Below are 23,472 nucleotides of genomic sequence, written 5' to 3'. Positions count from 1 at the left end.
TTTATTCTTTTTCCAGGTCGTCCATCATCTGGTTATAGGCTTCCGCCACCAGGTCGAACTCTTCATCGGTGGGATCCAGGTAGGTCGGATCGCCGTTTTCGTCAAATTCAATGCGGGCGATGATGCAGTTGTCTTCCGCTTCTTCCTCGTCCTCGCTGTTTTCGTCTTCAGGAATCTGGGTCAGAATGGCAAAGTTCTTGTTGTTTACCGGAATCACCATTTCCTCAAGGTAATAGGTTTCGTTGCCTTCCTCATCGGTAATGACAACAATGGGTTCCTGGTCTTCCATGTCGATTAAATCCCGCTTGTCTTCCATGTTACAGCCTCCTTTGGCTATCCAGATAATTTTGCAGTATCACTACCGCGGCCATCATATCAATGATTTTCTTGCGTTTTTTTCTCTGGAGATCAGCCTGAATCAATACTTTTTCAGCTGCCACTGTAGAAAGGCGCTCATCCCATAAGGTTACGGGAAGGCTGGGAAACCGTTCTTTCAGTATCTCGGCAAAAGCTTCGCTGGCTTTGGCCCGCTCTCCTACTGTACCGTTCATATTTTTGGGGTAGCCCAGTACAAACGCCCCCACGTCTTCCGCCTGTACCAGCTCGGCCAGACGTTCTAAATCTTTTTCCAGGCTCCGTCGGTGGATGGTTTCAATCCCCCGGGCAATGAAGCCCGTTTCATCACTGACTGCTACGCCAATGGTTTTTGTTCCCAGGTCCAGCCCCATGATCCTCATTTGCCGGTTTGTTCCTGCAAATAGGCCTGGAGCAGGGCTTCAATCAATTCATACCGTTCAAACCGGCGAATCTTCAGCCGGGCATCCTTGTAGCTGGTCACATAGGCAGGATCCCCGCTGAGCAGGTAGCCGGCCAGCTGGTCAATGGGATTGTAGCCCTTTTCCTTTAAGGCAGCCGCCACCTCCAGAATGGTTTCCGCCACGGACTTGGACTCCGGAACCGGTTTAAACATAGTAGTTTCTTGCGTTGTTTGAGACATTGTTAATCCCTCCTCAGGTTTTGCGTGCAGCATGCAGGTAGCAAAACGGGAGTGTCACCAAAAAGCAACACTCCGTCTTACCCGCAGGCAGCGGCAGCTGGTACAAATTCTCCCCGGCCGCCCGCTGCTTCCTGCACCTGCGGGGGCAAAACTCCCCGTTCTTAATAGAAATATTGACTGATACAAAGTGGAATGGATTCCTGGAACAATACCAGCATGACTTCGATAGGCACCTTCATGCCTTCCATAACCCACCGCATGGTAATTTCCTCGCCGCCGACAACCACCATTTCCACGGCGAATTGGATATGGGGATTATCCAGATCTGCCCCGGCCTTGCGCAGCATCATGTTGTAAGCATCCCGCACAAAGCGCCGATTGGTGACCCGGATGGCTTCCACATCCTTGCTTTTATACAAATTCTGGAGAAACTTCAAATGCAGATCATACACCAAAAATTTCCGGTACAAAGCTTCGGACCAGCAGCTGGCACCCAGGATTTCCTTCCCGTGCAGGGACAGGATGTGAAGATATTCCCAGTGGGCCAATTCAACGTTGGAGTGGAAATACTTTTCGAACTCCGCTTCGCTTACACCAGCTTTTTGGAGGATTTCCTCCCGGGTAATCTTGTCCAATTCCTTTTCTTCCAAAAGATCATGAATGGCATTACCCAATTTGACTTTTGAATCCATATCCAGCACCTTCTTAGTGAATCAGTTCTTCAACCAGTCCCCAGGCCTTGTCCAGTGCTTCCTGTACTTTGGAAGCATCCTTGCCGCCGGCTTGGGCCATATCCGGACGGCCGCCGCCGTTGCCGCCCATAACCTGGGCAACCCCTTTGGCGATTTTGCCAGCATGGACGCCCTTCTTCACGGCATCCTTGGTAGCCATAACCAGCACGTTGACCTTGTCGGCCGCTACCGGAGCAGCCAGGACCACAACGCCGCCAACCTTATCCCGGAGGGTATCCCCCATTTGACGCAGGCTGTCCACGTCCTGGGTCTTAACTTCCTGTACCAGCACCGGCACACCCTTTACGTCCTTGGCAGAAGCCGTTACGTTTTCAGCAGCCGCAGCCACCATCTTCCGTTCCAGCTCTTCGCCCTTGTGCTTCTCTGCCTTCAGTTCATCCTGAAGGGCTTCAATCCGGCTGACCAGGGTATTGGGTCTAGCCTTCACAACAGCAGAAGCATCACCGATTAATTCTTCCATTTCCCGGGTGTAGGCCAAAGCGCCCCGGCCGGTAACAGCTTCGATTCTCCGTACCCCAGCACCCACGCTGGATTCGGACAGAATCTTGAACAGGCCGATATGGGCCGTATTGGAAACGTGTACGCCGCCGCACAGTTCCATGCTGTAGCCCGGTACATTGACTACCCGGACAATGTCGCCATACTTTTCGCCAAACAGGGCCATAGCACCCATTTCCTTGGCTTTCTTCAATTCCTGTTCCGTGATTTCCACATCCACGGCATCCAGAATCTTCTCGTTGACAATATCTTCCACCTGCAGCAGTTCTTCTTCCGTTACAGGAGAGAAGTGGGAGAAGTCAAAACGCAGACGGTCCGGGCCCACATAGCTGCCAGCCTGGTTTACATGGCTGCCCAGCACCTGTTTCAGGGCTGCGTGGAGCAAATGGGTGGCCGTATGGTTCCGGGCAATGTCCGCCCGTCTCTTCAGGTTCACTTCAAAACGGACAGCGTCCCCCAGCTTCAGGGTGCCGTCGGCCACGGTACCAATTTGCACCGTAGTGCCATCCGGCAGTTTCTTGGTGTCGGTTACATCAAAAATGCCTGCATCGGATACCAGCCGGCCGGTATCTCCCAGCTGGCCGCCCCCTTCTGCGTGGAAAGCCGTGTTGTCCAGGATCAGGGCCAGTTCATCGCCCTGTTCACCCTTTTCAATAGGATTGGTATCGTAAGCCGGGAAAATGGCTTTGATAACCCCGTCCTTGCTGTCTTCCTGTACCGTCAGTTTGCCCAGGTCCAGGCCCCGGGTGTTGTACAGCACCGGACGGCCGGCTTTGTCGTTCCGGGCAGAACGGGCTCTTTCCTTCTGTTCCGCCATGGCGGCGTCAAAGCCTTCCTTGTCCATGGTGTAGCCCTGTTCTTCCAGGATTTCTGCCGTCAGTTCCCAGGGGAACCCAAAGGTATCGTACAGCTTAAAGGCATCTGTCCCCTTCAGTACGGTGGAATGCTGGGCTTTCATTTCTGCAATCTTTTCGTTCAGCAGATTGGTGCCCTGTTCCAGGGTTTGCATAAAGGAGCTTTCTTCCATGTCGATGACTTTTTCAATATAGGACTTCTTTTCCCGCAGTTCCGTATAGTGGTCACCGTACATATCGATAACCAGGTCGGCTGCCCCTACCAAGAACTTCTTGGTGATGCCCAGTAGACGGCCGTGACGAATGGCCCGGCGCAGTACCCGGCGCAGCACGTAGCCCCGGCCCTCGTTGGAGGGCAGGATGCCATCGCTGACCATAAAGGTAACGCTTCTGGCATGGTCGGCAATGACCTTCAGGGAAACATCATCCTTGGGATCTGCATTGTAGGTCTTGCCGGACACCTTGCAGGCGTATTCAATAATCGGGAAAATCAGGTCCGTCTCAAAGTTGGACGGTTTGCCCTGCAATACGGAAGCCAGCCGTTCCAGACCAGCACCGGTATCAATATTCTTATGCTGCAGCGGCGTGTAGCTGCCGTCCTCGTTCTTGTTGAACTGGGTAAATACCAGGTTCCACAGTTCCAGGAAACGGCCGCAGTCGCAGTCAGGACCACAATCCGGTCTGCCGCAGCCCCGGTCCGCACCCAGGTCGATATGAATTTCGGAGTCAGGACCGCAGGGGCCGCCAGTGCCGATTTCCCAGAAGTTTTCTTCCAGGCGGACAATCCGTTCATCGGGCACACCCACTACATTATGCCAAATATCATACGCTTCATCATCCTTGGGATAAATGGTAACCCACAGCTTATCAGCCGGCAGTTCCAATTCCTTGGTCAGAAATTCCCAAGCCCAGGGAATCACTTCCTTCTTGAAATAGTCCCCAAAGGAGAAGTTGCCCAGCATTTCAAAATACGTATGGTGCCGAGCCGTATGACCCACGTTTTCAATATCCCCGGTACGCACGCACTTTTGGCAGGTGGTAATCCGCGGAGAAGGCGGTTTCTGCTTGCCCGTAAAGAAAGGCTTAAACGGAGCCATGCCGGCACCAATCAGCAGCAGGGACGGGTCATCGTGAGGAATCAAAGAGGCGCTGGGCAGAACCAGATGCCCCCGGGCCGCAAAAAAGTCCAGATATTTTTGTCGAATTTCGTTACCAGATAAATATTTCATGAAATTTATTCTCTCCCAATCGTCAATACTTTTCAGCTTGCCCGCAATAGACAATGCTGGAGAATGTCAGCTAAGCATTCGTAAATTATATTAAATTTGCAGAATACTGTCAACGAACAGAACCATTGAAGCTCTCCCTTTTATGCGGCTGCAGCCAGGAGTACACAGTTTAGCAAAGGACTCTTGGCTAATGCGAGCCCTGTGTTAGCAGCCTGTGAATCAAGCTCTTTACGTGCAGCTAAACAGCCAGCTGCGAACCACTACAGAATACGGCAAACCGCTCGGGGATACTCGGCACCAGGCCTATAGTTTATTGCCCCTCACAACAAACGGATTACTTCTTATATTCCTCCGCCAGCTTCTTAAACAGCGGCAGGGACTTTTTGATGGTATCGTAGTTAATGCAGTAGCTGGCCCGGAAATACCCAGGGCAGCCAAAGTCCGTGCCCGGTACCAGCAGCAGATCATACTTCTTGGCCCGTTCACAGAAAGCATAGTCGTCTTTTTCCAGACATTTGGGGAACAGATAGAAGGCACCCTGTGGCTTTAACACCGTAAAGCCAGCCTCTTTCAGGCCCTTGTACAGCAGTTCGCCGTTTCTTCTGTAGGGTTCCACATTGGACGGTTTCCCAGCGCAGCGGGCCACCACCAGCTGCCACAGAGAAGGCGCATTCACGTGGGTCATCACCCGGCCAGCCCCGGCAATAGCGCCGTACACCCGGCCAAAATCCGCCACCTTATTGGGCACTACCACATACCCAATCCGTTCGCCCGGCAGGGAGAAGGATTTGCTGTAGGAGTAGCACACCAACGTGTTGTCGTAGTAGTTGGGAATATACGGAACCACCACGTCATCATAAACGATTTCCCGGTACGGTTCATCGGCAATGATGAAAATCGGATGGCCATATTCCTTTTCCTTGGCCGCGAGAATTTGGGCCAGTTTCTTGATGGTCGCTTCCGAATACACCACCCCGCTGGGGTTATTGGGGGAATTGACAATGACCCCTTTGGTGTGAGGCGTTACCGCCTTTTCAAAAGCGTCGAAGTCAATTTGGAAATCCTCGGTTTGTGCCGGGACTACCACCAGCTTGGCACCGGTGGACTCTACAAAGCAGCGATATTCAGGGAAGAAAGGAGCCAGCGCAATGAACTCGTCCCCGTCTTCTGCCAGTGCCTTGAAACAGATGGAAATAGCAGCCGCAGCGCCGCCTACCATAAACAGGTTAGCCCCGGTAAAATCCGTGCCAAACCGTCTGTTGATATCCTTGGCCAGCGTTTCCCGCACTTCCGGGTTGCCGGCAGCCACCGTGTAGCTGTGAATGGCCTGAGGCGGCAGTTCCGTCATAATATCCAGCACCGCCTGCTTGATGTATTCAGGAGCCGGTACATTGGGATTGCCCAAGCTGAAGTCGCAGATATTTTCTTCCCCCACTTCCGCAGCCCGTTTCCGGCCATATTCAAAAATCGTGCGAATCGTGGATTTTTTGGTACCCAATTCATACATTTTCTCAGAAACCATGATAATCCCCCCTTAAAAGTAAAGCCTGCCCAAAGCAGATTACTTTACCTAGACAAAAATTTCACGTTACATTCTATTATAGCACGTCTCCCCCACCCTGACTTAACAAATTTGTGTCATCCTATTGTACCCGCTAGATATAGTGATGCATTTTTTGCATGGATAAACAAAACCACCAGCCCGCACGACCCTTTAAAGGCTCCAACCTTTAGGGGGAAGCTGTCACCGTAGGTGACTGAGCGGGGATACCCGGCACCACATCACTTCAGGTCCGCTGACCGCACCAACAGCACAACATACAAACTCCTGCCCAGATTCCGTCCAGGCAGGAGTTTGTGTGTTGTGCTTTAATTTTGTATTTCCTTCCCCCTACAGCAGTCCAATCATAGGAGCCACGGACACAATAGCCACGCCGGCCACCAGCATCACAAGGGAAATCTTCAAAATAAAGCCCAACCAGATGTTATAGGGAATCTTGTACAGTTCCAGGGTCCCCATGTTAGTAGCACTGGGATAGAACGAAGACGTGAAGTTCAGCCCAATGGTAAAGCAGGCAATCAGCAGCACCTGGCCGCCAATGGACCCAATGGGCGCCGACTGGAACAGCGCATAGGCCACAGCCCCCAGAATGGGCATGGTAATCCCTGCCACGCCGCTGGTGGACTGCATAAAGAACCCGATGCCCACATAAGCCGCAGTAGCCGCAATGGCAAACGCCCAGGACGGTACTCCGGCCAGAGCGTTCTGAATCCAGTACACGAAGGTCACGGACATGCCAGCCGTCTTGGTACCCATGATGACGGAAATCCCGTTGGCCACCGTCAGTACCAGCACCACGCCCAGCAGGTCGCTGGCGCCGGCCACAAATTCCTTCACAAACCGTTCTTCCGGAATCTTGTTGATGAAGCCCAACAGCAGCGCCCCAAACAGGAACACAAAGGAAAATTCCTCAAAGTACCAATCCCCAAAATGGGTATAATGGCCCAGCCCCAACAGATTGCCCAGCACCGGCACCTTGGCCAGAGAAGTAAAGGGCAGGTTGATGAGCGTCTTCATGTTGCTGCCGTCAGCAAATTTGATGGAATCCCAGGGAATATACCCGCAGACCAAAGCCAGGATAATGACCAGCAAAAGCCCAATGGACCAGGCCTTCTGGCTGGTAAATTCTTCCTCCTTGTGGTCCTCCTCCACCAGCGTATGCACCGGCACCCCGTACACAATGGACTTGGTGGGGTCCGCCTTGACCCGGGCCGCATAGCGCAGCACATACACCGTGCCAATAATATCCAGCACCGCAAAAATCACCAGCCGCAGCACAATGCCACTGCCCAGGGACAGGCTTTCGTTGCCGATGGCCCCTACCGCAGCCCCCAGGGAGAAGGGGTTCACCACGCTGGCCATGTTCCCGGCGGTAGCCCCTACAAACAGCACCGCAATACCGGTAATCACGTCATACCCTGCCAGCACAAACAGAGGCACCACCGCCATGGAGTAGGCAGGAATCTCTTCCCACAGCCCGTACACTGCCCCAAACAGAGCGGAAACAAACATCAGCACCACAATCAGAGCCTTGCCCGTAAACCGCTTCAGCAGCCAGCCAATCCCGGCGTTCATAGCCCCCACATAGTTCAGAATATGCAGGAAGGCGCCGGCCATCAAAATGGCAAAGCCCACCGGAGCCGCCTTCACAAAGCCCCGGGCCGGAGCCATGATCACATCCCACAGGCCCATGGGCTGGAGCCCCTGCCCTGTTACCACCTTGCCCTTGACCATAATGGCGTTAAAAATGATTTCCTTGGTGCCGTCATGGCTGACCACCACGGACTGGGGCACGAACCAGGTCAAAATGGCCGTGATAATCAGGAAAATAAAAACAATGGAATAAGAACTGAGCATTTTTCTTGCTTTCTTCGGTTCAGCCATACAACCGCCTTCTTTCTGTGCATTTTGGGAAAAGATTAGTCCTTATTGAAGTTCACAAAGGTGTGGATATAGATTTTCATGGCCGTCTTAAATTCGTCCACCACCATGTTCTCGTTGGGCTGGTGTTCGCTCTTTTCCACCCCGGGCAAAATCACCCCGTAGGCCACACAGTTGTCCATGGCCCGAGCGTAGGTAGCCCCGCCGCTGCTGATGGGCTGGTTCACCGTATCCCCGGTAGCTTCCACGTAGGACGCCGTGAGCTTTTGGATAATGGGCGAATCCAGGGGCAGATACACCGGCTTCAGCCAATCGTATTCCTCATAGACAAAGCCAAATTCCGCAGCCTTTTTGGTCAGCGCCTCCACAATCTGCTCCTTGGGGCAGGTGACCGGCAGCCGCATATCAATGGACAGAATTTCCTCTTTGTCCGTCAGTTCAATTTTGCCCAGGTTGAATTTCAGTTCCCCAGAAGCCTCATCTTTGACTTCCCCAAAAATCGGTTCCGCAAACTTGTGGCCGTCCAGGCAGTCCTTGACAAAATTTCCCGCCTTGGTAGGATGCCCCATCTTGTCCAGGGCCAGCAGATACCGCTGAATGGCGTTGATGCCCTGCTCCGCATCCTTGGCGTGGATGCTCTTGCCCAAAATGCCGAAGGTTTCCCCTTCGTCCCGGTACTCATAGCCCAGGCAGTCCAGCGCCCCCCGGAGCGCTTCCGAAGCCGGCGCCTGCACATAGGAAGGAACCACGTTAAAGGCATCCCCGGCCTTAAAGGTCAGCCCGCTGGTATTGGGCGCCTTCAGAAAGCATTCCAGTACCCCTTTTTCCGCATAAATCAGCGGGAAAACCGAATCCGGCGTAAACCCAAAGTCCGGCTTCTCCTCCTTAGCCATATACTGCTTGATGCCCCGCCACAGATTTTCCTCGTCCGTGCCGAAAATAAACCGCAGCCGGTAGTTGGGCTTAAAGCCGCAGTCCAGCAGCGCCTTCACCGCATAAATCGCCGTCAGCGTAGGCCCCTTGTCGTCCTGGACGCCCCGGCCGTAGGCCTTCCCGTCCCGGTAGGTTACCGTAAAAGGATCCGACTTCCAGTCGTCCAGCATACCCGGCGGCACCACGTCCAAGTGACCCAGAATCCCAATCAGCTTGTCCCCCTGGCCAATTTCTGCATAGCCATAGTACCCTTCCGGATCCGCATAGGTCTTGTACCCCATCTCCTGCAGCAGCTCCAGCGTCGCCGCCAGCACCTCATGCAGACTGGTTACCTGGGGATACGTATCCTCCTCCAGATAACTGGGAATAGCCACCAATTTTTCCATGGCGGACAAAAAATGCGGAAAATTCTGTTCCATTTTGTCATAGTAGATTTTCTCTTGTTCAGGCGTCATACCTTACCCTCCTTGCAATACCAGAATCCCCGGCGGAGCCATCCGGTGGCCCTTCCACCCCGGGTGTACATTACACCTGTTATTTTACAGGATGTCCGTCCATAAAACAACAACCATACCCCCCTCCGCCGCAAAAATAAATCAGCCAATATGATGACCAAAAACAGCCCCCAGCCCGAAAAGCCCTCAGCACCTCCCCAGTTCCCCTTCCAAGACCAATCCCTTCACAAAACCACCAGCAATGCCCCTAAGCATCCCAAAATGGATATTTGCGTTAACCCCGGCATACCGGACCACCGCCCAACTGCCCCAGCGGGCCAAGCCGCACTACACCCGTTGACTGAGCGGGGATACCCGGCACCAGGTCTATAATGTCGCTTAACATCACCAATAGCAAAGTTGTCCCGCAGCCCCACGGTCAGCACTAGCCCCAGCTAGGGACAAGCTTTCCCCTGCGGGGAAAGAGGCACCACAGGTGCCGATAGAGGAACACTCTCCGTCTTATAACCCTCAACGTTCACGGGGAGGGTGTCGCACAACGTGCGACGGGAAGGGCCGGTGCCACCTGCGCCCGCTTGCGCGCGAGGTCAGGTACTAAATACAATTCGCAATAATAAGATACTTTATTCTGCTTATATACCACCACGTTGTGCTCAGAAAGAATGTTGTTTTAGAAATGTGGTAGTACATATCTGTTGACTTCCATCAAGAGTTGCGGTCGCGTTCAAACGGCGCCACAGGTATTATTAAAGCCGTTTGGCACACGCGAGCCATGTGATAGCTGCCCAGGAATTGAGCCCGTAGGGCGAAAATAATGCGCTCATATCCAATTATCAAGGCTGCAAGCCGCAGAGAATTGGATAATATGAGCCATGTGATAGCGGCCTGCAAAGCGAACTCGCAGGGTGAAGCTGCGCAGCGAGCCGCGAACCACTCTGGCTAGCAGCGAACCACTAGGGAAGTGGCGCCGGTAGGCGTCGAAGAGAGTTCAAAAAATAAGCATCAATATAACTATATTTGTCTTTTTCTTCCAAGTATTGCGGCCCCCCGGCCGCCTGCCTTCCCACACCAACAGTAGTCCAAGTGTGGGAAGGTGCTTCCTTCATCAAGTGTTGCGGTCGCGTCCAAACAGCGCCACAGATATTCTAAAGCTGTTTGGTACACGCGAGCCATGTGATAGCCGTGGTTGGCATGCCTCCTTCAAGCGTTGCGCTCACATCCAAGAGCCAGACAGATTTTCAAATGGCTCTTGGCTAATGTGAGCCATGTGATAGCGGCCTGCAAAGCAAGTCCGTAGGACGTAGCTGCGCAGCGAGCCGCGAACCACTAAGGAGGTGGCAGCCGCTAGGCTGACGGAGAAAGTTTCTAATTGTAAGGACGCTGCTGATTGGAGCACGGCGAACCACTAAAGAGGTGTCACCGGAAGGTGACGATGAGAGTTTCAACGGAAAGATATTACATCAATCATTCGAAATAAAATAGCAAAATTATTATATTATTATCAATGGAGTGATATTGCATTTGCGGCCGCAGGCCGCCTGCCTTCCACTTACCTGTTCGCCACTTGGTGCGAACAGGAGAAGGGGAAGGGTGGCATTGCCGGCGGCAATGCCGGGATGGGGTTCAGCCAAGCTATCTGGAGGGCTCCTACGCCAATAGTCCCTTGACCGCTACAAAGCTCTCGTCACCCCCACTCCATACACAATCCCTCTCTGCTTTCCGACCCAACCAGTCACGTGCACATCAGCGCCCCAGGGGTTCTCCTTGGTACTCCTGCTCTGCCAGCCCAGTTCCACAAAGCCGCTGGAGCCCTTGGTGCTGGGGGAAGGAGTGTTGAAATTCCGATAACTTGCTTTGGCCTCTCCGTCAAACTCATAATCCCAGCCCAGCCCTGCGTAGAAGGCAGAGTGATAGGGCTGATTTTTGGTGTACCGAACGCCCAACCGGGTCCGGTAGGAATTTACAGCAGCAAAATCGTATTGGGCCTGGCCAAGGCTGTTATGGATAGTGGCAGAATCGCTGCCCAGATGGGTCCAGAAGAACTTCCCGTATACATCTACGCTGTTGTCTTTCTGTTTAAACAGTTTTCCAATTCCAGCATGGGCCGCCAGGTACGGTGCATTGCTGTTGTAGGAAGAATGATAGCCTTCCATAATCCCGGCAAAATCCCCGTGCAGCCTGCCGGCCCGGACCATAGCTTCGTAGTGCAGACCATCGGTATTATCCCGGCGCAGCAGCACCCCGCCGCCGATGTAATGCTGCTTCCCGTCCGCCCGGGCGCCATCGTCCAGGTGGCTGGTGTAGTTGCTGGCGCCGTATTCAAAGAAGGGCATCAGGGTATCCGTATGCTTTTCTGCCTCCCAGCGCTTCACAAAGCCCAGGTTGGCCGTAAGACCCTTGGTATCTACGTAGGAACCTGTCTCATTCCGGAGACTAAACCCGCCCAGGGAAACGTAGGGTACATAACTGGCATCGCCGCCGCTGGCATAGGCGGAAACTGCATCAGAATAGGCCGTAGTGGAGGCCGCAGCACCGCCGTTCCACAATAGAGCCGTCCCTGCCGCCCGGGTTTCTGCCAACAGCTTGGTATCTTCAGACAGGGTGGCCACACTGTCCTCTGGAATGTAGAGGGAAAGGGCATTCTCCCCGTCCTTTTTAATATCCACTGTACGGGTTACCATGCCCGGATCAATGACCTTATTTTTCCCCTCCAGCATAGATAGGGAAGCGCCCGCAGTGGTAATGCCTTTGCCGCTATACAGCAGCGTAATAGTTTCCCCGGGCTGCAGCTGTGTGCTTTCTGCCGTTCCTGCCGTAATGGCGGCACCCGTTAAATCCGGCTCATCACGGAAAATTGGGGGATACGAAATCTAAGACAGAATTTAAAAACTGAAAAAAGGTATTGAAAAAGAGCACGGGATGCTCCATTCTAAGTAATAGCGACAAAACTACGAAAGGAATGATCCACGTGCTCTCAACCTCAAGTATAGCAAATTTATGCAAAAACATACAGGAAAATTTTAATATTCCTACGAGTATTGCTTCTCTTTTTGAAGAGATCATAGATGTAAATAGTACCCGGCCTACAGCCGACGTTGTATGCCCTTGCTGCGGCGGTAAGGTCCATATCCATGACAACCCTGTAACTACACTTAAAGACATGCCCTGGATACCCGGAAAGCCACGGATTCTTCGTGTGAGATTCCACCGCTACCGGTGCCAAAAATGCGGGCATACCTTCAATGAAAACATAACCTTTAAGTATCCTGGAACCAGAGTCACTTCTCGTGCCGCTTTATGGATCAAGATTTTGCTTATGCATCAAATGACGATTAAAGCAGTCAGCGATTTGACCGGTATCCATTGGGGAACAGTTTCTAAAATCCATAAGGAAATTATGGACGAGGCTCTCAAAACGCGAAGCGAGGAACTTCGCAAAAGTGGCTACCGTCCTAAGCATCTTGCCGTTGATGAGTTTGCAATGCACAAAGGCCATACTTACGCAACCTGTGTTATGGACCTTGATATGGGAGACATCCTCTGGGTTGGTGCGGGACGCTCTATAGCTGCCTTTACAAAGTTTTTTGAAGAGACAGACCTGGAGTATTTGTCTGAAGTAGAAGCTGTCGCAATGGACATGAACGCATCGTTCAACACCCTGGTAGAAAAGTATCTGCCTCATGCGGCAATAGTATACGACCGCTACCATATGCAAGCCCAGTATGGACGAGATGTGCTGGGAGCCGTAAGGCTGGAGGAAGCAAGACAGCACAAAGAGAAAGCCGATAACCTAAAGCTTGGGATTACAGAGAATATTGCTGAAGAGCAGGCAACAAAAGCAGAGGATTCAATTAAAGAGGAGAATCGGCTTTACAAGGAAGTAAAACAAGCTCGCTGGACGCTGCTTTGCAAGGAAGAAACACTAAGCGATAAAAAGGCAGAAAATCTCAAGGAAATCCTTAAAAAACATGAAAATTTGACAGTTTGCCATACAATGAAAGAGGAACTAAGTGATCTATTCGAGCTTAGAAACCCCGATTTAGCTGCCGTAGAATGGGAAAAATGGTTTAAAGGAGCCGAGGAGAGCAACATACCGCAGCTGCAAAAGTTTGCCCGCTTAAAGCGAAAACGCAAAGAGGGTTTGATTGCTCACTCAGCCCATCCGATTACCACAGGAAAGCTTGAAGGCTTCAATAACAAGATTAAGGTTGCAAAACGAATAGGGTATGGATACAAAAATGATGAATATTTTTTCACTCTGATTCGATATTCAGCATTACCATCTATACGAAACGGCACTGTCTAGAGATTGCGACAGTGGGATGTTGCTAGACATAAAAGAAGGATGGCAGAAATCTGCCATCCCACAATAAAACGTGAAGAGCCTTAAATCCACGGCCTCCGTCACCGTCAGCAGCGTTTCGCCGGCCTTGGTGCCAGCCGGCACGTAGAAATTCAGCTTTTGAAAACCCGCCACCTGCTTTACCGCGACACCCTTGGTGAAGAAGTTCAGGGTATTGCCGCTGCTGGTGCCTTCTTGATTGGCAGAGCCTAAGGCGCCGCCGTACAACGCACTGCCGGCACCAAAAGTTCCGCCGAAAATATTCACCTGATTGTTCAGTGCCGACCCCGACACAGAATAGCCTCCATAAAGGTCCCCCTGCAGCGTGCCGCCGGAGATTACTACCGTGTTGTCCAGCGCGTCCCCGCTGGCTGCCAGACCCCCGTAAATAGCTGCGGCCACCGTGCCGCCCTGGACCACCACGACCACCACCTGGTTGCCCGTAACCTTGCCGGACCCACAGGACCAGCCGCCGGCCAGGGTTTTGCCGCCTGCGGCCCCTACCACTGCACTGCCGGTGACCAGCACCTTGTTGTCGGTAACTGCCTCCGAGGAGTCCTCTCCAACAAAGCCCCCTGCCCCATGTCCCCAAAGCAGGGCATTGTCCTGGAGCTGCAGCACATTACCCTCAGCTGCGCCGCTCAGGGTATAGCCGCCATAGCCGCCGGCATCGGGATTCACCACCCCGAAGGGCTCGAGCCCAGCTGCGTTTCCCAGCACCGCCGTACCCCCCAGCGTCAGGGTATTGCCCACTACAGCCCCTTGCAGGCTGTAAGCACCGTAGGCACTGCTTTTTACAATTCCGCCCCCAAGGTTTACCAGATTGCCCTGGGCCGTCCCCGTTCCCGCAAGTAGTGCGCCATACGCACTGCCTTCCACCGTGCCGCCGGTCATCTGCACCTGGTTGTTCCGGGCCCAACCGTCCCCGGCATTGACCCAGGCCCCGTACACACCGTTGCCCACGGCCACTGCTTGCTGGAGCTCCACCACGTTTTCCTCCGCCTGGCCTGCCCCAGCATAACCGCCGTACACACCGCCTTCTACTGTGCCGCCGCTAAGCACTGCCCGGTTCTGGGAAACCCTGCCGCTGCCAAAGGACAGGCCCCCTTGGAGGTCGGTAGCCACCGTTCCCCCGGTCATCAGGACCTGGTTACCCGTAACTGCGCCGCTGCTTTCCTCCCCATTGACCTGACCCCCGGAAACAGAATTGTACACATAGCTGCCAGCCTCCAGCGTCACCTGATTATCCAGCGCCGCTCCGCTGTAACTGACGCCCCCGTACACATTGCCTTCCTCTTCGTACTCCTCCCCTACCACGGCACTGCCGCTGAGAAATACCTGATTGCCCTGGGCCGTTCCGGCAGCCGTATACCCACCGTATAAATCTCCCTTCACCAGCCCGCCGTTCATACGCACCGCATTCCCTGCGGCCGTTCCCGTGCCGCGGCTTACGTGCCCCCCGTAGACTTCTACAGCCGCTACACTGCCGGGAGCAATTTCCAGGGTATTTTGCTGGGCAGAGCCCGAGAGAGAAAAGCCCCCGTAGGCAATCCCCAGCACCTCCGCCGTTTCAGAAAGGGTCAGCGTGTTACCCAGCGCACTGGCCCCAGCCTCCACCGCTTGTCCCCCATAGGCCGCTCTGGGAAGCGTACCCTCAACAAGTACCCTTTTCCCGATAATATCTGCCGCCCCACACACAGGCATAGCCACAGCCCCCGTACCCAATACTGCCGCTAATACCGCAAAAGCCTTAACCTTATCCCGTTTTCCCATCCTGCATCCCCACTTTCTTTTCTGCAAATCACTGGCCACATTGCCAGACGCATAAAATACCATTTTTAGCATAACAGCAAGACCACGTCTTGACAATTATACGAACGTATACAAATTGCACCCCCACAAAAAAACTCCGCCGTCCAGGCCTCCTTATGGCCCAAACGGCAGAGTTTTCTTTTTCCCTTTTCTTTTTCCCATTTCTTTTCTACTTTTCCATACCCAAATCCTTTAGTACCTTCCGGTACACTTCCCCCACCTTGTGCCGGGCCAGATCCGCCTCAAAATCCGCCTGGATCTGGTGCAGGATATTGTCCAGGCTGTCATGAATGTTATGCCCTACCGGACACTGGGGATTGGGATTTTCGTGGAAGCGGAACAGGTCCTCGTGGCTGCTGGTTTCCACGGCTTTGTACACGTCCAGGAATGTAATTTCGTTCAAGGGCTTTAACAGGTGGATGCCCCCCGGCCCCCGCTTGATTTCGATGAGCCCGGCGTCCTTCAGCTGGAGCATGATGTTCCGGATAATTACCGGATTGCTGCCTACGCTGCCCGCCAGGAATTCGCTGGTCACCTTATAATCCTTGGAAAAATATTCCACCGCCGTCAGCACGTGGATGGCAATGGTAAATTTGGTAGATATCTGCATAATTGTACCTCGACTTTGTTCTCTAACCTTATCGTAACCTCTTTCCTTACATTATACAAAAGTACCGGAATTTCGGCAAATTTTTTCCGAAGTTCCGGCACTTACACATTTTCTGCTTTACAAAGTGTCCCGCTTCTTCCCATAGTGGAGCACAGTGACCTCCGTCACCAGCATCAGCCCCTCCGTGACCATTTCCTGAAGCACAGGAATCACTTCCTGGATCTTCTCTTTGCGGTCCACCGCTTCCAGGACAATGGGCAGGTCGTCGCTGAGGGTCAGCAGCCGTTCCGTATGGATGGCCTTCCCCTCCCCATAGCCGGCAATGCCCCGGGTAACCGTCACCCCGGCCACCCCCAGCTCCTTTAGCTTCCGCAAAAGGGCCGTATGCAGGCTGTGGCCTTCCCAGCGGGCATCGTCCCCTACGTAGATTTTCAGCATTTCACAAGCTTCGCCTGTTTGCATAGTTACTCCTCCTTCTAGCTCCCCAGGGCATAGCCGGCACAGTAGCCCACCAGCCCCAGCACCACCGTACCCCCCAGGTACAGCACCGCATTCCGGGAATCCCGGTTTTGCAGCAGTCCAAAGCCCTCGTACATAAACGTGGAAAAAGTGGTAAACGCCCCGCAGAAGCCCTCACCCAAGAGCAGGTACGCCGTTTTTGGCGCCTCCAAACTGGACAGCAGCCCCAGGAGCAGTGCCCCCACCAGATTGATGCAAAACGTCCCCAGGGGAAAATCCGTGTCCGCCCGCTGAGAAATGGAGCGCCCAGCCTGGAACCGGCACAGTCCCCCCAGCACGCCGCCTATTCCTACCCATAAATAGTCCATCGCTTCCTCCTTAGTCCCGCTGCCGCAGGAGCCCCAGCCCCCGGGCCAGCACCACGCCGGCAAAAGCCGCCAGAAGCCCCAGGGAAATACTCAGCCCTACATAGGACAGCGCCAGATTTTCCTGCCCGGCCCGCCACAGGTTCACCGTTTCCTTGCACAAGGTGGAAAAGGTGGTAAACGCCCCCAAGAGGCCCGTAGTCAGCCCCAGCCGCAGATCCCCGTCAAACTCCCAGACCTCGTAGGCCACCGTGGAAATCAGGGCAATGAGAAAAGCCCCCAGTACGTTGATGCCCAGGGTGTGCAGGGGAATCACCTCCGGCAGCTGGCCAAGGGAAAGCCCCTTCACCCAGTACCGCAGCAGGGCCCCCAGAAACCCGCCGCACCCGACAAATAGATATTTGCGCATGAAAGCCTCCTTCAGTTTCGTTTCTTGCCCGCCTTAGAAAAAAATAAGCCGACGTCCCCTCTGCCTGTGCAGAAGTCGTCAGCTTTACGCGGTTTCGGCAATTGCCGTGGGAGAACTTCATTCCCGATGTGATGTATCATACCATAGAAAAGGCCGGGGGACAAGCGCTTTCTGTTCCTCGGCCTATGGCTTCTACTGGTTATTTTGAGGCAGCTTTTTGCTGGACACCAGACTGCTGCGCTCCGCCTCCACAAAGGGGTGGATGGCGTCCCAGGTTACCTGGAAGTTGTCCAAAAAGGCCGTATGCCAGGCCTTGGGCACTACGCACAGCCGGGAGTTGGGAAGCAGCTGGTGGGCTTCCAGTACCGTCGCCACCGGCGCATGGTCGTCCTCGTCCCCTACGATCAGCAGCACCGGGCACTGGATGGACCCAAAGGTCTCCTTCCCTACGTGCAGCTTGCTCCAGAACTGCATATAGTTGGTGAGAAATTCCTGGTACCGCTCCGGCTCCGGCATCAGCCCCAGCTGCTGCTCCACAAAAGCCGGGTCGGTTTTCCGCAGGTCTTCCACCGTAAGTCCCGGTTTGAAGTACCCCGCTTTCAGCGTCCCCGCCCCGATGGCCACAAGCCGGTCCACCGCCTGGGGCGCCAGCACCGCCACTTCATAGGCCGTATAGGCCCCATCGCTGAACCCCAGCAGGGTGGCCGGCCGCCTAGTGACGGTGCGCATCACCGTCAGCATATCCTGGGCCTTCTGCTCATAGGTAAGCGGCGTGTGGCCTATTTCCGAGCGGCCGTGACCCCGGGTAGAAACCACAATCACCTGATGGTTGGGGCGCAGCTTATCAATCAGGCCGCCCATTTCGTAGGGCGTACCCACCCCGCCCCCATGAAAAACGAAAACTGGGGACCCGGTTTCGGGCGTCCCGTACACCTCGTAGTACAGCTTGGCGTCCCCGGCCTGGATATAATGGCCCTGCTTCAGATTATTGCCGTAGGGCGTACTGCTGCCCTTTACCCCCGGCTTTTGCATAAAATACCGGAGACCAGAAGGTGCCTTTTCCGCCTGCGCCGCAGAGGCCATGCCCGTCCCTGCCAAACATACCGTCAGCCCCAGCAAAAGAGCCGTTTTCCGTAAAAGTCCCATACTAAGCCTTCTTTCAGTATTTCTACAGTTGCTTTCCAAGATGCTCCACCTAGGCCTGAATCCCAGCCTCATTGCGCCGCTAATAGGTTCACTTCCCCCACCGCGGGAAGGTTAACAGCCCGGTCCGCCTTCTCCTGAAAGCCCTGGCCGCAGACCCCGTCCCTTCGCAGCTGGGCGGCGGAAAATTCTGATTCGCCGCCTTCAGCCACTGGAGAATGCGCAGCCAGGTTTCGCTGCCCAGCAGCTTGGTGATTTCCGGATCTTTTCTTCCGTCACGGTCCTCACACCGTTTCGTACAGGTGAATTTCCAGGTCCCCTTCGGAGATTTTGCCCACAGCGGCAATGGTATCCACAAAATATTGCTGCTGCATATGCAGGTCCAGCCCCGCCTTGTCCTGCCATTTTTCCAGGAAATAATAGGCATTGTCCGTGCCTTGAGGATCCGTCAGCACATCATAGCTGACATTCTTTGCTTCCTCCCGGCTTTTTTCCGCCAGCGCATGGGCCAGCTTCAAGAATTCCCCTTCCTGACCTTTTTGTACAATACATTTGGCAAATACTGCAAGCATACTGCTGCCTCCTTTAATTTTATTGTCATGTAATTTATTACATTTCTTCTCTAGGGTTATGGTATTCCAAATTTTCCCTCCTGTCAAGACTTTTCCCCTGAAACCCACAGCAGCTATGCTATACTGAGAGAAATACCGTTTATTGCTTTCCAGAAAGGAGCCTCCCCCATGACCCTACTTCTCCGGGAAATCCCCGTCAAAAGCATCCTCTCCAAATCCAACCTGCCCGTCTGCGAATACGCCGCCAACCCCTACGTAGGCTGCACCCACGGCTGCCTGTATTGCTACGCCTCCTTCATGAAACGTTTCACCGGCCACCCCGAGCCCTGGGGCACCTTCCTGGACGTGAAATACTGGTCTGAGCTCAAGCACCCCGAAAAATACGCCGGCAAAGAAATCTTCCTGGGCTCCGTAACCGACCCCTACCTGCCCGAAGAAGCAAAATACGGCCGTACCCGGGCCCTGCTCACCCAGCTCCAGGGCAGCGGCGCCCGCCTTTCCATTGCCACCAAAAGCGACCTGATTCTCCGGGACCTGGACCTGATTAAAACCTTTCCGGACGCTCGGGTCTCCTGGTCCATCAACACCCTGGACGAAACCTTCCAGAAGGCCATGGACCGGGCCCCCAGCATAGAACGCCGTCTGGCCGCTATGGAAGCCTTCCACCGGGCCGGCATCCGCACCACCTGCTTTATCTCCCCTATTTTCCCCGGCATCACCGATGTAAAAGCCATTATAGAACGCGCCCGAGACCACTGTCAGCTGATTTGGCTGGAAAACCTGAACCTCCGGGGAAGCTACAAAACCACCATTCTCCGCTATATCGAGAAGCAATATCCCCACCTCCTGCCCCTATACCAGGAAATCTACCAAAAAGGCGTCAAAAGCTATTGGGAAGCCCTGGACCAGGAATGCAGGGCCTACGCCGCAAAAGCCGGCCTGGACTACGTAAGAAATGACGACAGCCTCACCCGCCCCTTTGACGCCCCACCCCTTTTGGTCAACTACTTCTACCACGAACAAATCAAAAAGAACGCCCCAAAGCCCAATAAACCACCCCGCCCCTGACAGCCGCAGACACCATCCTACGTACACTGCACATAAACATTGCATACAAACACTACTTACAACCCCTGCAAATATGCACTACTTACTAACCCTGCATAACGAAAAAACTTGCGAACCCAAACGAGATTTCGCAAGTTTTTTATTGCAACATTTTCAGCTATAGCAGAGTTTTCTCAGAAAAGAACTGGCAGAGGCAGTGCAAAAGTTTAATCAGGTATTTTCCAGTTTTTGCGGCCGCCGGCCGCTTGCCTTCCCGCACCCCTCGTCTCCTCCATTTCGCCGTGGAAACGGCTGAAATGGGGGAGATGCGCCTATTTCAAAGCTACTAGAGGCGCAGAGGGGGCACGGAAGTGCGGGAAGGTGTCTGACGCTAGGAAGGGGGATGGGCCCGTCCACACCAACAGTTCGCTGACCGCACCAATGGCTTGTTATCTACCCCTTCAATACTCATACTCCAAACTAAAATCATCATACTGATTCCTGTACTGGTTATCCGCATCTTCCGCGTCCCACAGGTCCAGATTCGGCGACTGCTGCTGGCTGTAGGCGCCCAGGGCATTGGCCCGGTTCACCACCTTATTGTTCACAAGCACAAACAGGTTCTGCAATTCCGCCCGGGCCTCCTCGGAAGGGCAATCCACAAAATCCAGATCATCCCGGCAGCGCAGCGCCCGGTCCGCAATATCCTCTGCCTGGGCATACCAGCGCTCTATATCGGCATACTTCCAGGGTTGGTTGAAATCCATCTCAAACGCCAGGTCCTCTGCTTCCCGGTTCAACGACTCCAGCGTATCCACATACCCGTCAAACTCAAAATACGTTTGGGGCGACGACGGTTCAGGCTCGGCCGGTGGGAGCTCCACCCCGTTCTGGGGCAGGGTTTGCTCCAGCGGCGGAAACGGGTTAGGGGGCGGCGCTGGATCCGGCTCTGGCGTGGGCTCTGGTTCCGGTTTCGGTTCTGGTGCCGGAGCCGGTTTTGACGCCGGTTTCTGCTGCTGCACGGTCTTCTGCTGGGGTTCAGAGCCATAATCCTGCTCAGGTCCATAAAAGCTGATAACCCCATACATCAGTACAAAACACGCAGCCACAAAAATCGTAAAGTTCCTCAGGGGCCGAAACGCCCAAGGCTCATCTTCCTCGTAAGCCACCCGCTTTTGGACCCTCACCCCAGGCTTGTTCCCCAGTCCCCTGCTGGTAGCCGCTCCAGCGCTTACTGCCGCAGATCCCGTTCCCCTCGCCTCCAGCTGGGTTTGCTGCGTATTCCCGTCAGCCTGCCGCTCCTCCGAGGCCCGCTTTTGGGCACTCTGCACAATGCTCTTTTCCTGCGCCGCCAGTACTTTTCCCAGGTCGTTCAACCCTTTAAATCCCGTTGCCATGCTGCTCTCCCCCCTTTTGCGGGCCTTCGGAACTTGTCTGAAACCCCCTTGCTTTACTGTTTGCTATACTCAGTCGGCTGCTGCTTATGCACAACTGAAGCCCCACCAGCTTCTATAAGTTTGCTCCTGCACATTTTCTTTCGGCTTCAAAACTTGGATTTTTTCAATTCTGCCTGAAAATCCGCATTTGCCTGTCTCCCTTTGGCAAATTCCCCAACAGGGCTTTGTCCCTTGCTGGCTGCTGCAATGGCATTGGCTCTTCCTACAACCCGATTATTGATAAGAACCAAAAGATTGTTCAAGCGAATCTTATCATTTTTCGAAGGGCATTTGATACCATCCAGTTCTTTCTGTAACGCCTTTACTGAGTCTGCGATTCTGACCGCTTCATCATAAAGATTTTCTGCTCTTCCTAGGTCACCCTGATAATGATCTACCTTTGCTGCCAAATTATCGGCCTGCGCATCATAAAAATGCATATTGCCAACCATCTTGTGGAAAGCTGCATACTCATCTTTTTTAGGAGCTGGTGCAGCTTTGGGCGCCGATTTCTGCTGCTGCACGTTCTGCTGCTGAGACTCAGTTGCATGATGTGCTATACCTCCAAAAAACAGGCCCAAACAACATAGTAGGACAAGTGCACCAGCTAAGAAAGCAATAAATTTCCACACCACCCGAAACAACAAGGGCTCATCATCATCGTAATCCACCCGCTTTTGGACCCTCACCGCAGGCTTGGTCCCCAGTCCCCTGCTTGGGGCACCCGCTCCGGCGTTGGAAGCCACCGGTGCCGTCCCCCTCGCCGCCAGTTGGGTTTGCTGCGTATTCCCGGCAGTCTGCCGATCCTCCAAGGCTCGCTTTTGAGCGTTACGCATAATGCTCTTCTCCTGGGCCGCCAGTACTTTTCCCAGATCATTCAAGCCTTTAAATCCCGTTGCCATACTGCGTTCTCTCCTTTGCCGGCCCTTTAGAGCGTGTTCACAATTTCCTGGATTTCCTGGGTCATATTCCCCTGCAGCTGTTTCTGCTGCATAAATTGAAAAATTACCCCTTGGGTTTGCGCCACCGCTGCCTTCCGGCTAGGCAAACTGACCCCGGAGAGCGTCAGCTTCTGTAAAGCCGCCAGTTCATTCCGGGCCCGGTTCTGGAGAAAATCCCCGTCCAAGGCGATCACCTTGAGCCCTGCCAAAAAAATCAGCGCATCCGCCCAGAAAACCAGTTTGGTCCCCGGTTCCCGGGCAGCCGCCATCAGCAGCTTGGCAGAGATTGTGCAAAGGTCCACCGCCACCTGCCGGCTTTGCCGGTCATCCTGCAGCCGGCTTTCCTTGGCCAGTTCCAACGGCTGGGCAAGCTTTTCCCAGGTATAGGTCAGCCGCAGCAAATGCCCCAGCAAATAGGCCAGCTCCACCTGGGAAACGTCTTCCCCTGCCCGTTTGCTGGTGTAGCGCACCAGCTCCCGCAGCGCCGGCGTAGCCGCGGCAAAAAAGCCCTGGGCCTCCACCTCGTAGGCATCTACCAGACTGTAGGCCAGTTGGGGTGCCCGCTGGGACCGTTTTTTGGTCAAAAGCTCCAGCAGCATCCCCAGCCCCAGTCCGATATGTTCGGACTGATACCGGTCCAAAGCCAGTTTGCACAGCCTCACCCATTCCCGCTGCTGCTTTTCCAGGGCCTGCTTCACTTTGGCCACCGACTCTACGGCCGGAAGCCCCGCCGCCCGCCGGTTCTGGTTGATCTGTTCCATTAATTTTTCCGGGACAATACGCTCCGTATACTGCATCAAAAGCCCCATATCCGTCAGGTTTTCTGCCCCCGGCCCTTCCTCTGCCACCCGCTGCGCCAGCACATTGGCCTTGGCGCAGTACAGGTCACTGCTTCTGCTGAGGGCTGCACTTTGGGGCTCCTTCCGCGGGGCTGCTTTTACCTGCTGCAAAATGGACGCCGTTTCCTGGGCACTGACCCCGGGCAGCCAGGCCACTTCCTCTTCCAGCCGCAGGCCAGGATTGGTCAGTCGGTTGGCCAGTTCCCGGGCCGTGCCATCCCCCTGGAGCAGCTCCCGTTCCTCCGCTGCACTGAGAATGGCCGTCTTCCGGGTCTCTGTTGCTACCTGGAGCAGGTAAAAAGGACTTTCCCATAAGCTCATTTTCTTCCCTGCTTTC

At 54.1% G+C, this 23,472-nt stretch carries 21 protein-coding genes and 1 riboswitch; of the genes, 2 read left to right on the top strand and 19 right to left on the bottom strand.

The window, feature by feature from the left end; translation table 11 throughout:
• Position 1: 1 nt before the first annotated feature.
• From C7E10_RS00205 to C7E10_RS00165, 9 genes are all read right to left on the bottom strand, one after another.
• Positions 2 to 316, bottom strand: coding sequence for a DUF1292 domain-containing protein (locus C7E10_RS00205; protein WP_105325389.1), 315 nt, complete (start codon positions 314 to 316; stop codon positions 2 to 4).
• A 1-nt stretch (position 317) separates the two neighbouring features.
• Positions 318 to 737, bottom strand: a complete 420-nt coding sequence (gene ruvX / locus C7E10_RS00200) for a Holliday junction resolvase RuvX (RefSeq protein WP_105325388.1) — start codon at positions 735 to 737, stop codon at positions 318 to 320.
• Positions 734 to 997 carry an IreB family regulatory phosphoprotein gene (locus C7E10_RS00195; RefSeq protein WP_105325387.1) on the bottom strand — a complete coding sequence of 88 codons (264 nt, stop codon included), beginning with the start codon at positions 995 to 997 and terminating at the stop codon, positions 734 to 736. The genes ruvX and C7E10_RS00195 overlap by 4 nt, the downstream gene beginning before the upstream one ends.
• A 161-nt stretch (positions 998 to 1,158) precedes the next feature.
• Entirely contained in the window at positions 1,159 to 1,689 is a 531-nt protein-coding gene (locus C7E10_RS00190) for a TetR-like C-terminal domain-containing protein (RefSeq protein ID WP_105325386.1), read from the bottom strand.
• A 13-nt stretch (positions 1,690 to 1,702) separates the two neighbouring features.
• Complete coding sequence (gene alaS, locus C7E10_RS00185; RefSeq protein ID WP_105325385.1) at positions 1,703 to 4,330, bottom strand: alanine--tRNA ligase; 2,628 nt, start codon at positions 4,328 to 4,330, stop codon at positions 1,703 to 1,705.
• 334 nt (positions 4,331 to 4,664) lie between these two features.
• Positions 4,665 to 5,852 (bottom strand): pyridoxal phosphate-dependent aminotransferase, encoded by a 1,188-nt coding sequence (locus tag C7E10_RS00180; protein WP_105325384.1) that lies wholly within the window; start codon positions 5,850 to 5,852, stop codon positions 4,665 to 4,667.
• A 369-nt stretch (positions 5,853 to 6,221) separates the two neighbouring features.
• On the bottom strand, positions 6,222 to 7,775 hold the full coding sequence (locus tag C7E10_RS00175) for a YfcC family protein (RefSeq protein WP_105325383.1): 1,554 nt from the start codon (positions 7,773 to 7,775) through the stop codon (positions 6,222 to 6,224).
• A 35-nt stretch (positions 7,776 to 7,810) separates the two neighbouring features.
• Positions 7,811 to 9,160, bottom strand: coding sequence for a Sapep family Mn(2+)-dependent dipeptidase (locus C7E10_RS00170; RefSeq protein ID WP_105325382.1), 1,350 nt, complete (start codon positions 9,158 to 9,160; stop codon positions 7,811 to 7,813).
• Between the two features lie 1,670 nt (positions 9,161 to 10,830).
• Complete coding sequence (locus C7E10_RS00165) at positions 10,831 to 11,877, bottom strand: hypothetical protein (protein WP_105325381.1); 1,047 nt, start codon at positions 11,875 to 11,877, stop codon at positions 10,831 to 10,833.
• 242 nt (positions 11,878 to 12,119) lie between these two features.
• On the opposite strand from C7E10_RS00165, the gene C7E10_RS00160 reads away from it, so the two are divergent.
• Complete coding sequence (locus C7E10_RS00160) at positions 12,120 to 13,466, top strand: ISL3 family transposase (protein ID WP_146109021.1); 1,347 nt, start codon at positions 12,120 to 12,122, stop codon at positions 13,464 to 13,466.
• Here the strand turns inward: C7E10_RS00160 and C7E10_RS00155 are convergent.
• The 7 genes from C7E10_RS00155 to C7E10_RS00125 all read right to left on the bottom strand — a co-directional run bounded on the left by C7E10_RS00155 (position 13,437) and on the right by C7E10_RS00125 (position 18,872).
• Positions 13,437 to 15,275, bottom strand: a complete 1,839-nt coding sequence (locus tag C7E10_RS00155; RefSeq protein ID WP_105325379.1) for a hypothetical protein — start codon at positions 15,273 to 15,275, stop codon at positions 13,437 to 13,439. The genes C7E10_RS00160 and C7E10_RS00155 overlap by 30 nt on opposite strands.
• Positions 15,276 to 15,483: 208 nt before the next feature.
• Positions 15,484 to 15,924: an Rrf2 family transcriptional regulator gene (locus C7E10_RS00150; RefSeq protein WP_105325378.1), complete on the bottom strand. Its 441-nt coding sequence runs from the start codon at positions 15,922 to 15,924 to the stop codon at positions 15,484 to 15,486.
• Between the two features lie 117 nt (positions 15,925 to 16,041).
• Positions 16,042 to 16,386 carry a DUF190 domain-containing protein gene (locus C7E10_RS00145; protein WP_105325377.1) on the bottom strand — a complete coding sequence of 115 codons (345 nt, stop codon included), beginning with the start codon at positions 16,384 to 16,386 and terminating at the stop codon, positions 16,042 to 16,044.
• 14 nt (positions 16,387 to 16,400) lie between these two features.
• On the bottom strand, positions 16,401 to 16,751 hold the full coding sequence (crcB, locus tag C7E10_RS00140; RefSeq protein ID WP_105325376.1) for a fluoride efflux transporter CrcB: 351 nt from the start codon (positions 16,749 to 16,751) through the stop codon (positions 16,401 to 16,403).
• A gap of 10 nt (positions 16,752 to 16,761) precedes the next feature.
• Positions 16,762 to 17,157 carry a fluoride efflux transporter CrcB gene (gene crcB, locus C7E10_RS00135; protein WP_105325375.1) on the bottom strand — a complete coding sequence of 132 codons (396 nt, stop codon included), beginning with the start codon at positions 17,155 to 17,157 and terminating at the stop codon, positions 16,762 to 16,764.
• A gap of 62 nt (positions 17,158 to 17,219) precedes the next feature.
• Positions 17,220 to 17,291: riboswitch (Fluoride riboswitch) on the bottom strand.
• 58 nt (positions 17,292 to 17,349) lie between these two features.
• Complete coding sequence (locus C7E10_RS00130; RefSeq protein ID WP_105325374.1) at positions 17,350 to 18,303, bottom strand: alpha/beta fold hydrolase; 954 nt, start codon at positions 18,301 to 18,303, stop codon at positions 17,350 to 17,352.
• 281 nt (positions 18,304 to 18,584) lie between these two features.
• Positions 18,585 to 18,872: a putative quinol monooxygenase gene (locus C7E10_RS00125; RefSeq protein WP_105325373.1), complete on the bottom strand. Its 288-nt coding sequence runs from the start codon at positions 18,870 to 18,872 to the stop codon at positions 18,585 to 18,587.
• Positions 18,873 to 19,040: 168 nt separating this feature from the next.
• On the opposite strand from C7E10_RS00125, the gene C7E10_RS00120 reads away from it, so the two are divergent.
• Positions 19,041 to 19,940, top strand: a complete 900-nt coding sequence (locus C7E10_RS00120; protein WP_105325372.1) for a radical SAM mobile pair protein B — start codon at positions 19,041 to 19,043, stop codon at positions 19,938 to 19,940.
• 440 nt (positions 19,941 to 20,380) lie between these two features.
• On the opposite strand, the gene C7E10_RS00115 is transcribed toward C7E10_RS00120, so the two are convergent.
• From C7E10_RS00115 to C7E10_RS00105, 3 genes are all read right to left on the bottom strand, one after another.
• On the bottom strand, positions 20,381 to 21,316 hold the full coding sequence (locus C7E10_RS00115) for a hypothetical protein (RefSeq protein WP_105325371.1): 936 nt from the start codon (positions 21,314 to 21,316) through the stop codon (positions 20,381 to 20,383).
• A 146-nt stretch (positions 21,317 to 21,462) separates the two neighbouring features.
• Positions 21,463 to 22,257, bottom strand: a complete 795-nt coding sequence (locus tag C7E10_RS00110; RefSeq protein ID WP_105325370.1) for a hypothetical protein — start codon at positions 22,255 to 22,257, stop codon at positions 21,463 to 21,465.
• Positions 22,258 to 22,283: 26 nt separating this feature from the next.
• Complete coding sequence (locus C7E10_RS00105; RefSeq protein ID WP_105325369.1) at positions 22,284 to 23,456, bottom strand: hypothetical protein; 1,173 nt, start codon at positions 23,454 to 23,456, stop codon at positions 22,284 to 22,286.
• Positions 23,457 to 23,472 lie beyond the last annotated feature (16 nt).

It is taken from the genome of Acidaminococcus hominis (assembly GCF_900291475.1).
Lineage (GTDB): Bacteria > Bacillota > Negativicutes > Acidaminococcales > Acidaminococcaceae > Acidaminococcus > Acidaminococcus hominis.
The sequence above is the reverse complement of the archived record's forward strand: the minus strand, read 5'-3'. Positions and strand labels throughout refer to the sequence as shown.